The organism is Paraconexibacter sp., from assembly GCF_041602235.1.
GTDB lineage: Bacteria > Actinomycetota > Thermoleophilia > Solirubrobacterales > Solirubrobacteraceae > Paraconexibacter.
Genome location: NZ_JBFIGP010000099.1, coordinates 1 through 11,973, shown reverse-complemented (window position 1 = coordinate 11,973; position 11,973 = coordinate 1). Strand labels below are relative to the sequence as shown.

The following is an 11,973-nucleotide window of genomic DNA, read 5'->3' as shown; positions in this document are numbered from 1 at the left end:
CTGGAGCACCAGACCAGCGTGTCCGGGGACTCGTTCGGCAAGCTCGGCCTCACGCACGACAACGGCGTCGAGTACTACCTGTGGGCCTTCACGTGGGGGCTCGGCTGGGTCCCGATCATCGCGGCCGGCATCGCCATCGGCGTCCTGCTGAGCACCGACCGCCGGATGGCCGCGGTCCTCGCGCCGGCGCCGCTGCTGTTCCTCGTCTTCATGGGTTCGCAGGAGCGGTTCTTCGGTCGCTGGCTGCTGCCGATCTTCCCGCTCGTGTGCCTGCTGGCCGCGTTCGTCGTCGTGTGGCTGGTCGACCATGCGGCACGGCGGGCCGGGCCGACCTGGAAGCCCGCCCTGATGAGCCTGGGCGTCGTGCTGCTCTGCGGGCAGGGACTCCTGTACAGCCTGCACAACGGCCTGGTCCTGTCACGCGAGGACACCCGCAACCTCACGCGGGCCTGGGCGGTGGAGAACATCCCGGAGCGGTCGAAGATCGTCGTCGAGCCGGTCGTGCCGGACGCGTGGGCCCAGGACATCGGGCGGCCGTCGCGGGCGACCGGGAACGGCAACCGCTGGATCAAGTTCCCGACGAGCCGCTCCAACATCGCCAACGACGGCAGCGTGCTTCCCGATCCCGGCCGGATCGTGAACATCGAGGACTACGAGCGCACGCTCGTGCCGGAGCTGATCGACCGCTACGAGCGCGACCAGTTCTGCTACGTCGTCAGCGGCTCCACGCAGCGCGGCCGCGCCGAGGCCGAGCCCGAGGTCGTTCCCAACGCGATCGCCTACTACCGCGAGCTCGAGCGCCGATCCGAGCTGGTCCGTGAGGATTCGCCGTACCGCAAGGGCGCCGACCCGGTCGACTTCAACTTCGACTGGTCGTTCGACTACTACCCGCTGGCGTACCACCGCCCCGGACCGCTGATCCGCGTCTACCGTCTCACCGGCGGACGCTGCGCGATCGATCGGCCCTGACGGGCGACGCACCCCGGCAGGTGGGCTGCGGCCCGCGGTCCGTATCCTCCGGTACCCGCATGCAGCGCACCGAGACCGACCACCAGCACCTCGCCCGGGCGATCGAGCTCGCCGCGCTCGGGGCCGGTCGCGTGCACCCCAACCCGGTCGTCGGCGCGGTCGTCGTGAAGGACGACGTCGTCCTCGGTGAGGGCCACCACGCGGAGTTCGGCGGAGCGCACGCCGAGCGCGCCGCGCTGGCCGCCTGCGGCGACGCGGACACCCGCGGCGCCACGATGTACGTGTCGCTCGAGCCGTGCTGTCATCACGGCAAGACCCCGCCCTGCACGGACGCGATCGTCGAGGCGGGCATCAAGCGCGTCGTGGTGGCGTCCGACGATCCCAGCGAGAAGGCCTCGGGGCGGGGACTGGGCATCCTGCGCGACGAGGGCATCGAGGTCGATGTCGCGGGTGGGGAGCTCGCCGCCAGGGCCCGCCTGCAGAACCAGGCGTTCCGCAAGCACGCCCGCACCGGACGCCCGTGGGTCCTCTTCAAGTCGGCGATGACGCTCGACGGGAAGGTCGCGACGCGCGCCGGTGACTCGAAGTGGATCAGCAGCGTCGAGAGCCGCGAGCTCGCCCACTGGTGGCGCGCGAGCGTCGACGCGGTCGCGGTGGGGATCGGCACGGCGCTGGCCGACGACCCGCAGCTCACGGCGCGGATCGAGCGCGCCGTCCGGCAGCCGCAGCGCGTGGTGTTCGACTCGACCGCGCGCCTGCCGTTGACCTCGGCGCTCGTCGCGGGGGTCCCGGAGGTCCCGCTCACGGTCGTGGTCTCGCGGGCCGCTCCGCGGACGGCGACGGCAGCGCTCCAGACCGCCGGGGTCGACGTCATCACGGCGGCGGGCGAGAACGCCCCGGCGCGCGTGCGGTCCGCGCTGACGGCGCTCGGCGAGCGCGGTGTCGCCTCCATCCTGCTCGAGGGCGGTCCGAAGCTCGCGGGCGCGTTCCTCGACGCCGGCGAGATCGACGAGATCCGGCTCTTCCTCGCGCCGATCGTGCTCGGCGGGCGCAGCGCGCGCGATCCGCTGGAGGGCGAGGGCGTCGAGTCCATCTCCGACGCGCTGCGCGCGCTGACGCTCGAGACCGAGCGCGTCGCCGGCGACGTCCTGATCAGCGCCCGGCTGCGCGAATGGTGAGGAGCCTCTGATGTTCACGGGACTGGTGGAGGACCTCGGCAGCGTCGAGGCGATCGAGACGACCGCCGACGGCGCGCGGGCGATCATCCGCACGCGGCTGGCGGCCGACCTCGGCCTGGGGGACTCGATCGCGGTCAACGGCTGCTGCCTGACCGCCACCGAGGTCACGGACGGCACCTTCGCCGCCGACGCCATGCACGAGACGCTGCGGCGCACCGCGCTGGGCGCACTGGAGGCGGGGTCGCCCGTGAACCTCGAGCTGGCGCTGCGCGCCGACGCGCGGCTCGGCGGGCACATCATGCAGGGCCACGTCGACGGTGTGGGCGCTCTGCGTGACGTCCGCGAGGACGGGTTCGCCCGCGTGGTGACCTTCACGGCGGAGCCCGCGGTGCTGCGCTACGTCGTCGAGAAGGGGTCGATCGCCGTCAGCGGCGTCTCCCTGACGGTCTCCGCGGTCGACGACGAGTCGTTCTCCGTCAGCCTGATCCCTGAGACGCTGGACCGGACGACCCTGGGCGCCCTGGCGCCCGGCTCGCCCGTGAACCTGGAGGTGGACATCGTGGCCAAGTACGTCGAGAAGCTGGTGGGTCGATGAAGCAGGTTGAGCCGGAGAAGAGGATCTTCGCGACGGTCGAGGAGGCGCTCGCCGACATCGCCGCGGGCAAGATGATCGTCGTCGTCGACGACGAGGATCGCGAGAACGAGGGCGACCTCGTCATGGCCGCGGAGTTCACGACCCCCGAGGCCGTGAACTTCATGACGCGCCAGGCGGGTGGATGGATCTGCCTCGCGCTGACCTCCGAGCGCTGCGACGAGCTCGGCCTCGAGCTCATGTCGCTGAAGAACGAGTCGGCCTACGAGACGCCGTTCACGGTCACGATCGAGGCGCGGGAGGGCGTCACCACCGGCATCTCCGCCTCGGACCAGGCGACGACGATCCGGACCGCGGTCGATCCGGCGAAGGGCAAGTCCGACATCGTGGTGCCGGGTCACGTCCATCCGCTGAAGGCGAAGGATGGCGGCGTGCTCGAGCGCACCGGTCACACCGAGGCGTCGGTGGACCTCGCCCGGCTCGCCGGGTGCGTGCCGGCCGGGCTGATCTGCGAGATCCAGAACGAGGACGGGTCGATGGCGCGGCTCGACGACCTCGAGGTCTACTGCGACAAGCACGGCCTGAAGATGATCACCATCGCCGATCTGATCGCCTACCGTCGGCGCAACGACAAGCTGGTGGAGCGGGTCGTCGCCACGAGCATGCCGACCGGCTTCGGCGAGTTCACCGTGATCGGGTACCGGTCGCTGGTCGACGACAAGCATCACGTCGCCATGGTCAAGGGGGAGGTCGCCGGGGCGCAGGACGTGCTCGTGCGCGTGCACTCGGAATGCCTCACGGGGGACGTCTTCCACTCGCTGCGGTGCGACTGCGGCGAGCAGCTCGAGTCGGCCCTGGCCATGATCGAGGAGGAGGGGCAGGGCGTCCTGCTCTACCTCTCCCAGGAGGGGCGCGGCATCGGCCTGCTCAACAAGCTGCGCGCCTACAAGCTGCAGGAGGAGGGCTACGACACGGTCGAGGCGAACCTCAAGCTCGGGCTGCCCGCGGACCTGCGGGACTACGGGATCGGGGCGCAGATCCTGGTGGACCTCGGCCTGTCGTCGATCCGGATCCTCACGAACAACCCGAAGAAGATCCGGGGACTCGAGGGCTACGGGCTGTCGGTGTCGGCGCAGGTGCCGATCGAGCACGCCCCGAACCCGCACAACGAGGCGTACCTGCGGACGAAGAAGGATCGGATGGAGCACATGCTGCACCACCAGGGACTGAACCTCGACGGCGAGCTCCTGCACGAGGAGCGCGAGAACGACCGCGCACGGCGCGAAGGGGGACAGGGCTGATGGCCCGCTACGCGATCGCGGTCGGCACGTTCTACCGCGACCTCGCCGACTCGCTCATCGCCTCGGCGACCGCGACGTTCGAGCAGGCGGGCGCCGAGTCCGTCGACGTCTACGAGGTCCCGGGCGCGTACGAGCTGCCGCTCGCCGCGCTGTACGCGGCGCAGTCCGGCCGCTATCGCGGCGTCGCCTGCCTCGGCGCCGTGATCCGGGGTGAGACCTCCCACTACGACTACGTGTGCGGGGAGTCCGCCCGCGGGATCATGGACGTGCAGCTGCGGACCGGGGTCCCGTGCGCGTTCGGTGTCCTGACGGTCGAGAACATGGAGCAGGCGCTCGCCCGCTCCGGCGGCGGCAAGCGCGACCAGGGCGCCCACGCGGCGGAGGCCGTCCTGGCCATGGCCGACATCCGCGACGACCTGGCCTGACCGGCTCCGGCGGCGACGCGCCCGCCCGGCCAGATCGGCGCCGCGGCGTCTGCGAGGGCGTTATCGTCGTGAGCGTGACGCCCGAGGTCATCGCGATCGCCCTCACCGCCGTCGTCCACGTGATCGGCGCGGCTGTGCTGGTCTGGGCGATGTTCGACGGCGAGAACACGCCGGACTGGCGTTCGCTGTGGCCGCGCGACGACGACGGAGGCGGGGGACGGGGTCCCGAGGACCCGCCGGAGCCGCCCCTGGGTGGCGACGGCCCTGGCCTGCTGCCCGAGTCGCGACCGGCGCGCACCCGGCTCCGTACCCCTGCGAGGCTCGCGGACAGCCGTCCCCGTCCCGCGCGGCGCCCGGAGCACGCGCCGGAGCCCACCCGGGCCCCGCAGCGCAGCGACGCCTGATCAGTCGTCGTCCTTCGGCGTGGACTTCGCGGCCTGCTTGGCCTCCTTGCGCGCGGCCTTGAGCTCGTCACGGACGACGTCGCGCTTGAAGTCGCTGACCTCGAGGCGCCGCTCGAAGTACGGGATCGCCTCCTCGGGGCGCCCGAGCCGGCGCAGCGTGGCCCCGAGGTTGAACAGCGCGTAGGCGTAGTAGATGTCGTCCGGGGTCGCCTCCAGACCGGTGACCGCCTGCTGCAGCAGCGGCAGGGCCTCCTCGAACCGTCCCTGCCCGTACAGGTCGAACCCCGCGTCGTTGGCGGCCTTCGCGTCGTCCACCGGGGTCGTCTGCGGGGCGGCCGGAGCGGGTGCCGGGGTCGGGGTGGCGACCGGTTCGGCGGTCTCCTGCGCGGGCTGCGTCGTGGCGGCCGTCGTCGAGGCGGCGCCCGTCGCCGCCCGGTCCTCCCCGGCCAGCACCGCGGCGGTCGCGCCGCCGACCAGCGCGAGCACGCCGGCCACCAGCAGCGCGGCCGGCCAGCGGCGGCGGTGGGGAGCTGCCGGGGGCCGCGGAGCGCGGGCTCGTACGGCCGCTGCGGCGGGGGTCGGGTCCGGGTCCGGCGCCCGAGGCCGCGGGGCCTGCGGCAGGATCGCCGGCTGCACCGTGGTGCGGTCCTCGTCGGGGCCGAGCGTCCGCTCGAGGTCCGCGATCAGGGCGCGGCAGGAGGTGGGGCGCTCCGACGGATCCAGGGCCATGGCCCGCTGCAGCAAGGTCCGCGCCTCGTGCGGGAGCGCCTCGTCGATCCCGGAGTCGGCCGGTCGACGTCCCGTGAGCAGCTCGTGGGCCACGACGCCCAGCGCGTAGCGGTCGCTCGCCGCCGTCGCCGCCTGCCCGCTGCGCTGCTCGGGGGCGAGATAGGCCATGGTGCCCACGACGAGCCCCGTGGTCGTCACCGACGAGGCCCACGCGGCGGTGGCGATCCCGAAGTCCCCGACCGCGACCCGGTCGCGCTCGTCGAGCAGGAGGTTCGCGGGCTTCACGTCACGGTGCACCACGCCGGCCGCGTGTGCGGCATCCAACCCGTCGGCGGCCTCGCGCAGCCATCGGAGCGTCACGTCCCGCGCGGGCAGGCCCTCGCGCAGGCGGTCGGCCACCGTCCCTCCGGGGTACAGCGCCATGACCAGGAAGGCCTGGCCCTCGTGCTCGCCTGCGTCGTAGACGGTCACCACGTGCGGGTGCCCGCTCAGGCGGCCCGCGGCGCGGGCCTCGCGGGTGAAGCGCGTGCGCGCGTCGTCGTCGGCCGCGAACTGCGGGGCGAGGATCTTGACCGCGACCTCACGGTCCAGCAGCGTGTCCTGCACCACCCACACCGCGGCCATCCCCCCGTTGGCGAGGTGACGCAGCGGGAGGTACCGCTCGGGCAGCGAGATGCGGGGTTCTGCGGGCACCATGAACCGGGAAGCTTCCCAGGGCGGCCGCCCGCTACACTCCTTCGCCTCATGGCAAAGGTGTGTCACAGCTGCGGGAAGGGTCCCGCCTTCGGTCAAAGCCGAAGCCACTCGATGGTCGCGACGAAGCGCCGGTTCGACCCGAACCTGCAGAAGGTCCGCGTCCTCGTGGGTGCCGCTCCGCGTCGCGTCTACGTCTGCACGCGCTGCCTGAAGGCCGGCAAGGTCGTCAAGGCCGTCTGACCGCCTCGCCTGGGCGAGGCGCCGAGGCCTGATGTCCGACCGCAGTCTCGTCCGTTTCCGTGCCGTCGTCGACGGCGCCCTGCGGCATCTCGAGTCCCGACGGGCCGAGATCAACGACCTCAACGTGTTCCCGGTCGCCGACGGCGACACCGGGGACAACATGGCGCTGACCCTGCGGGCCTGCCTGCACGAGCTCGACGAGCTCGCGTCCGAGGGCCGCGGCCTGATCGACGACATCGGGCGCAGCGAGATCACCGAGCGCGTCGCCCGTGCCGCGCTCCTCGGCGCGCGGGGCAACAGCGGCGTCATCCTGTCCCAGCTCATCCGCGGAGCGGCGGAGGAGCTCATCAGCCGCCCGGGTGAGCTGGTCGATCCCGTCCTCGTGGGCGCGGCGATGGCCCGTGCCGCTCAGCGCGCCTACGACTCGGTGCGCGACCCGGCCGAGGGCACGATGCTCACCGTCATGCGCGAGATGGCCGCCCGCGTGGCGACCGATCTCGCCCACATGCCCGAGACGCGGCTCGGCTCGGACTGGAACCCGGAGAAGCAGAACGCGCTGATCGCCGACGTCCTGGAGCGGGCGATCATCGCGGGCGAGGAGTCGGTCAAGCGCGGCCCCGAGCTGCTTCCGGCCCTCAAGGAGGCCGGCGTGGTCGACGCCGGCGGGTACGCGGTGACCGTGATCTTCGCCGGTGTCGTCGCGGTGCTGCGCGGCAGCGAGGCGCCCGCGCTCGAGCATCACGCCGCGCCGGCGCGCGTGGCGCGCCCCGAGCACGAGAGCTCGACGTACCGCTACTGCACGAACTTCGCCGTCACCGGGAGCGGTCTCGACGACAAGCGCTTCGTGCCGCTACTGGAAGCCATCGGGGACTCGGTCCTCGTCGTCGGAGACGCGGTCACCCTGAAGGTCCACGTCCACACCGACGACCCGGAGCAGGCCACCGCCCTGTTCGCCGGGGTCGGCGAGGTCAGTCGCCTGGACGTCGCCGACATGCGCGAACAGGTCGTCGAGCGCGACGCGCGCCTCGAAGCGGCCCAGCCGTCCGACGCCACCCCGGTCGCGCAGTGCGGTGTCCTCGCGGTCGTCGTCGGCGCCGGCATCCGCGAGATCTTCGAGGGGCTCGGGACGCACACGCTCGACGGTGGCGCGACGCTGAACCCGTCGACCTATGAGCTGCTGGCGGGCATCCACGAGGTCGCGGCCGAGGAGGTCGTCGTCCTGCCCGACAGCCCGAACGTGATCATGGCCGCCGAGCGCGCCGCCGAGCTCGCCGACAAGACGGTCATGGTCGTGCCGGCGACCTCGTTGCAGGCGGGCCTCGCGGCCGCCCTCGTCCTGCGTCCGGACCTGTCGGCCGCCGACAACGCGCAGGCGATGGCGCAGGCGCTCGAGGAGCTCCGCACCGGGGCCGTCGCCCCGGCCGCGCGCGAGGACCCCGAGGGCCGGTTCACGATCGGCGACGCGGTGGGCTTCGTCAACGACGAGCTCGTCGCCTGGGGCGCTCCGCAGGAGACGCTGGCCACCGTGCTGGCCCGGCTCAGCGACGGCGCGGAGCTGATCACGTGCCTCGCCGGGGACGGTGCTCCGCTCGACGAGCGCGCGGTGGCGGAGCTCGTCGACGGTGACATCGAGCTCGAGCAGTCGACGGGCGGTCAGCCGTCGTACTGGTGGCTGCTCAGCGCGGAGTGACCCGCCCGCGGTGCTTCCGCCGGGCGTAGGTCCGCCGCGCCCGCCATCATCGCCCGCGTGGCGTCGCGTCCTCCAACCCGGTTCGGCTGCACCACCGTCCCCTCCAGGGACGAGCTGCTGGCGGCCCCGGTGCGCTGGCCGCGCCCGTCGGTGCTCACCGCCGCGCCGCGCCTGACCTACGACAAGGCGCGGGAGGCGGCGCAGGCCCTCGGGCTCACCACGGTCGCCGCCCTGCTCGAGCACCTCCCGAGGGACCGGCGGGAGTCGCGCGCCGTGGCGGACCTCGGGCCGGGGGAGATGGCCACCGTGGTCGTCGAGGTCCGGTCGATCGTCTCGCGGCCCGTGCGCCGGCGCGGCATGAAGCCGCTGGTGGAGGCGACGGTCGCGGACGAGACCGGCCCGATGAAGGCCGTGTTCTTCAACCAGCCCTGGCTTGCCGGCAAGTACCCGCCGGGGACCCGCCTCGTGCTGCACGGCAAGTACGAGGCCCGCAACCGGTTCAAGGTCAGCTCCCACGCCCCGACGCGGGACGCGACGGCCTCAGGGGATGCGGTGGCGCACTATCCGGCCACGGAGGGGCTGTCCTCCACGCAGATCCTGGCCCTGGTGCGCGAGCACCTCGACGCGGCCGTGCACGCCGCCGAGCCGCTGCCCGGCAGGCTGCGTGCCTCCGAGCGGCTGCCGGACCGCCCTGCTGCGTTGCGCGCCGCGCACGTCGGTGATGCCGAGGGTGGCCGGCGACGGCTCGCGTTCGACGAGCTGCTGCTCACGCAGCTCGCCTACCTGACCCGACGCAGGACCCGCGAGCAGGCGGCCCAGGCCACGCCGCTGCAGGAGGCGCCGACCCTCAGCGCGCGGTGGCTCACCGAGTTGCTGCCGTTCACCCCGACCGGCGACCAGTCGGCCGCCATCGCCACGATCACCGAGGATCTCGCGCGTGAGCGCCCCATGCAGCGCCTGCTGATGGGGGAGGTCGGGTCGGGCAAGACCGTCGTCGCGCTGTACGCGATGCTGCGCGCGGTCGAGCACGGCACCCAGGCGGCGCTGATGGCACCGACGGAGACGCTCGCCGAGCAGCACTTCGCGACGCTCCAGGCGCTGATGGGCGGCTGGGCGGGGTCCCTGCCGATCGCGCTCCTGACGGGGTCCACGCCCGCGGCCCGCAAGCGCGACATCCTCGGGAAGCTCTCGAGCGGTGAGCTCGCGATGGTCGTCGGCACCCACGCGCTGATCGAGGAGCCCGTCGAGTTCGACCGGCTGACGGTCGCGGTCGTCGACGAGCAGCACCGGTTCGGGGTCCGTCAGCGGGCGGCGCTCGACGCGAAGGCCGGCCGCGGGGCGGACGGGCGGACGATGGCGCCCCACGTCCTGCACATGACGGCGACGCCGATCCCGCGGACGCTGGCGCTCCTCGGCTACGGCGACCTCGACGTCACGGTGCTGAGAGAGCTTCCGAAGGGCCGCCGGCCCATCACCACGCACGTCGTCGGCGGGGACCGCGAGCGGGCCAGGGCCTACGAGCGCATCCGCGAGGAGCTCGCGGCGGGCCGCCAGGCGTTCATCGTCTGTCCGCTCGTGGCCGAGAGCGAGGCGCTCGCGGCGCGCGCCGCGATCCAGGAGTTCGAGCGCCTGCGGGACGGTGAGCTCCGCGAGCACCGGGTCACCCTGCTCCACGGTCAGATGCGCCCGCAGGAGAAGCGCGAGGCGATGGAGGCGTTCGCCCGCCACGAGTCCGAGGTGCTTGTCGCGACGACGGTCATCGAGGTCGGCATCGACGTCCCCAACGCGACCGTGATGCTCGTCGAGAACGCGGAGCGGTACGGGATCAGCCAGCTGCACCAGCTGCGTGGACGCGTCGGCCGCGGGGAGCACGACTCCCTCTGCCTGCTGTTCGGTCCCAAGGACTCGCCGCGGCTCGCCGCGCTCGCCGCGCACCGGGACGGGTTCCGGCTGGCCGAGATCGACCTCGAGCTGCGCGGCGAGGGGGAGCTGATCGGCACCAGGCAGTCCGGCCTCGCGACCTTCCGGGTCGCCGAGCTGCCCATGGACGCTCCCATCCTGGACCGCGCGCGGGACATCGCCGAACGGCTGATGGCGAACGACCCGACGCTGACCGAGCCCGAGCACGTCCTGCTCGCCGACGCCCTGCGGGCCGCGCACCCTCAGCTCGACCAGGTCCCGATCCCCGCATGAGGGTCGTGGCAGGCCGCTACGGGGGGCGACGCCTCCAGGCGCCGAAGGGCGACGCCACGCGACCGACGGCCGACCGGGTCCGCGAAGCCGTCTTCAGCGCCCTCGGTCCGCTGGACGGCCTGCGCGTCCTGGACCTGTACGCCGGTTCGGGGGCACTCGGGATCGAGGCGCTGTCCCGGGGCGCCGGACACGCGGTGTTCGTCGAGCGCGACCGGCGTGCACTCGCCGCGCTGCGGAGCAACCTGGCGGCCCTCGACGTGCCCGACGCGGAGGCCGACGTGCGGGCCGGGGACGTACGCGGCGCGCTGCGAACGGCGCTGGCGCGGGGGGATCACTACGATCTCGTGCTTCTCGACCCTCCGTACCGGCTCGCGCCGGCACTCGGGGCCGAGCTGACCGAGGGGCTCGTCGGGCTTCTCGAGTCCGGGGCGCGCGTGGTCGCCGAGATGGATCGGCGAACGCCACTCGACCTCGGGCTGCCGACCATGTTCGACCGCCGTTACGGCGACACCCAGATCCGGATCCACACCTTTCCATGACCGAGAAGAAGATCGCCGTCTGCCCGGGCAGCTACGACCCGATCACCAACGGGCACCTCGACGTCATCTCGCGCGCGGCCGAGCTGTTCGACGAGGTCGTCATCGCCGTGGTCAACAACTCCGTGCGCAAGAGCAGGACGCTGTTCAGCATCGAGGAGCGGCTCATGTTCATCCAGGACGCCACGGCCGACCTCGGCTTGACCAACGTACGGGCGGAGCCGTTCAACACGCTCGTGGTGGACTTCGCCCGGACGGTCGGTGCGCAGACCATCGTCAAGGGGCTGCGAGCCATCTCCGACTTCGAGTACGAGTTCGAGATGAACCAGCTCAACCGGCGTCAGGCTCCGGAGATCGAGAGCTTCTATCTGATGGCCAGCCCGCAGTACAGCTTCCTGAGTTCCAGCGGCGTGAAGGAACTGGCGACGTTCGGCGGGAACATCGACGGCCTCGTCCCGGATCCGGTCAAGGCCCGCCTGGTCGAGGAACTCACCCGCGGGTGAACCCTTGCGAAAGGTCCGGTTCTCCGCGCGAGGTGTCTAGACTCGTCACGGCGCGGGAAGGACTCAGCCGCCGCGCACCGAACTGAAGGGTTGCCATGGACGTCCTGGTCCTCATCGACAAACTTGACGATCTCGTCCACAACGCCAAGGGCGTGCCCATGACCGACCAGGTCAGGGTGGACAAGGAGGAGATCTACGACATCCTCGATCAGATGCGCGCGACGATCCCCGAGGAGATCAAGCAGGCGCGCTGGATCGTGAAGGAGCGCCAGGAGATGCTGGCCGAGGCCAAGCGCGAGGCCGAGCGTCTCGTGAAGGAGGCCAAGGAGCGCGGCGAGCGGCTCGTCTCCGAGGAGGAGATCACCAAGCAGGCCGAGCGGGCGGCCGAGGACATCATCGAGGATGCCCGAGCCCGCGAGCGGGAGATCCGGCTCGGAGCCGAGGACTACGCCGACGAGATCCTCAACACGCTCGAGGTGAACCTCTCGAAGTTCATCGCTGCCGTCCAGCGCGGGCG

General features: G+C 72.4%; 13 protein-coding genes. 12 read left to right on the top strand and 1 reads right to left on the bottom strand.

All coding sequences use genetic code 11. The annotated features are described in order from the left end of the window. The 6 genes from ABYE80_RS09985 to ABYE80_RS09960 all read left to right on the top strand — a co-directional run. On the top strand, positions 1–969 hold a 969-nt coding region (locus ABYE80_RS09985; protein WP_372790132.1), incomplete at its 5' end, for a hypothetical protein. Between the two features lie 59 nt (positions 970–1,028). After that, positions 1,029–2,147 (top strand): bifunctional diaminohydroxyphosphoribosylaminopyrimidine deaminase/5-amino-6-(5-phosphoribosylamino)uracil reductase RibD, encoded by a 1,119-nt coding sequence (ribD, locus tag ABYE80_RS09980; protein WP_372790131.1) that lies wholly within the window; start codon positions 1,029–1,031, stop codon positions 2,145–2,147. 10 nt (positions 2,148–2,157) lie between these two features. Continuing rightward, positions 2,158–2,742 carry a riboflavin synthase gene (locus ABYE80_RS09975; RefSeq protein WP_372790130.1) on the top strand — a complete coding sequence of 195 codons (585 nt, stop codon included), beginning with the start codon at positions 2,158–2,160 and terminating at the stop codon, positions 2,740–2,742. Next, positions 2,739–4,040, top strand: a complete 1,302-nt coding sequence (locus ABYE80_RS09970) for a bifunctional 3,4-dihydroxy-2-butanone-4-phosphate synthase/GTP cyclohydrolase II (protein WP_372790129.1) — start codon at positions 2,739–2,741, stop codon at positions 4,038–4,040. Before ABYE80_RS09975 ends, ABYE80_RS09970 begins: the two co-directional genes overlap by 4 nt. Further along, entirely contained in the window at positions 4,040–4,465 is a 426-nt protein-coding gene (ribH, locus tag ABYE80_RS09965; RefSeq protein ID WP_372790128.1) for a 6,7-dimethyl-8-ribityllumazine synthase, read from the top strand. Before ABYE80_RS09970 ends, ribH begins: the two co-directional genes overlap by 1 nt. 68 nt (positions 4,466–4,533) lie before the next feature. Next, on the top strand, positions 4,534–4,869 hold the full coding sequence (locus ABYE80_RS09960) for a hypothetical protein (RefSeq protein WP_372790127.1): 336 nt from the start codon (positions 4,534–4,536) through the stop codon (positions 4,867–4,869). Here ABYE80_RS09960 and ABYE80_RS09955 read toward each other — a convergent pair whose 3' ends face one another. After that, positions 4,870–6,294 carry a serine/threonine-protein kinase gene (locus ABYE80_RS09955; RefSeq protein ID WP_372790126.1) on the bottom strand — a complete coding sequence of 475 codons (1,425 nt, stop codon included), beginning with the start codon at positions 6,292–6,294 and terminating at the stop codon, positions 4,870–4,872. Between the two features lie 48 nt (positions 6,295–6,342). Between ABYE80_RS09955 and rpmB the strand changes: the two genes are divergently transcribed. The 6 genes from rpmB to ABYE80_RS09925 all read left to right on the top strand — a co-directional run. Beyond that, a complete protein-coding gene (gene rpmB / locus ABYE80_RS09950) occupies positions 6,343–6,534 on the top strand; it encodes a 50S ribosomal protein L28 (RefSeq protein WP_372790125.1) in 192 nt (63 codons plus the stop codon). A gap of 31 nt (positions 6,535–6,565) precedes the next feature. Then, entirely contained in the window at positions 6,566–8,224 is a 1,659-nt protein-coding gene (locus ABYE80_RS09945) for a DAK2 domain-containing protein (RefSeq protein WP_372790124.1), read from the top strand. A 57-nt stretch (positions 8,225–8,281) separates the two neighbouring features. Further along, the gene (gene recG, locus ABYE80_RS09940) at positions 8,282–10,417 is read left to right on the top strand and encodes an ATP-dependent DNA helicase RecG (RefSeq protein ID WP_372790123.1); all 2,136 of its coding nucleotides are present in this window, start codon (positions 8,282–8,284) and stop codon (positions 10,415–10,417) included. After that, positions 10,414–10,956, top strand: coding sequence for a 16S rRNA (guanine(966)-N(2))-methyltransferase RsmD (gene rsmD / locus ABYE80_RS09935; protein WP_372790122.1), 543 nt, complete (start codon positions 10,414–10,416; stop codon positions 10,954–10,956). The genes recG and rsmD overlap by 4 nt, the downstream gene beginning before the upstream one ends. Next, positions 10,953–11,456 (top strand): pantetheine-phosphate adenylyltransferase, encoded by a 504-nt coding sequence (gene coaD, locus ABYE80_RS09930; protein WP_372790121.1) that lies wholly within the window; start codon positions 10,953–10,955, stop codon positions 11,454–11,456. Before rsmD ends, coaD begins: the two co-directional genes overlap by 4 nt. Positions 11,457–11,551: 95 nt before the next feature. After that, on the top strand, positions 11,552–11,973 hold a 422-nt coding region (locus ABYE80_RS09925; RefSeq protein WP_372790120.1), incomplete at its 3' end, for an ATPase.

Bases quoted from the DNA above. Each gene is read 5' to 3' on its own strand.
- ribD (WP_372790131.1), top strand. From the start codon at position 1,029: ATGCAGCGCACCGAGACCGACCACCAGCACCTCGCCCGGGCGATCGAG.
- ABYE80_RS09975 (WP_372790130.1), top strand. From the start codon at position 2,158: ATGTTCACGGGACTGGTGGAGGACCTCGGCAGCGTCGAGGCGATCGAG.
- ABYE80_RS09970 (WP_372790129.1), top strand. From the start codon at position 2,739: ATGAAGCAGGTTGAGCCGGAGAAGAGGATCTTCGCGACGGTCGAGGAG.
- ribH (WP_372790128.1), top strand. From the start codon at position 4,040: ATGGCCCGCTACGCGATCGCGGTCGGCACGTTCTACCGCGACCTCGCC.
- ABYE80_RS09955 (WP_372790126.1), bottom strand. From the start codon at position 6,294: ATGGTGCCCGCAGAACCCCGCATCTCGCTGCCCGAGCGGTACCTCCCG.
- rpmB (WP_372790125.1), top strand. From the start codon at position 6,343: ATGGCAAAGGTGTGTCACAGCTGCGGGAAGGGTCCCGCCTTCGGTCAA.
- ABYE80_RS09945 (WP_372790124.1), top strand. From the start codon at position 6,566: ATGTCCGACCGCAGTCTCGTCCGTTTCCGTGCCGTCGTCGACGGCGCC.
- rsmD (WP_372790122.1), top strand. From the start codon at position 10,414: ATGAGGGTCGTGGCAGGCCGCTACGGGGGGCGACGCCTCCAGGCGCCG.
- coaD (WP_372790121.1), top strand. From the start codon at position 10,953: ATGACCGAGAAGAAGATCGCCGTCTGCCCGGGCAGCTACGACCCGATC.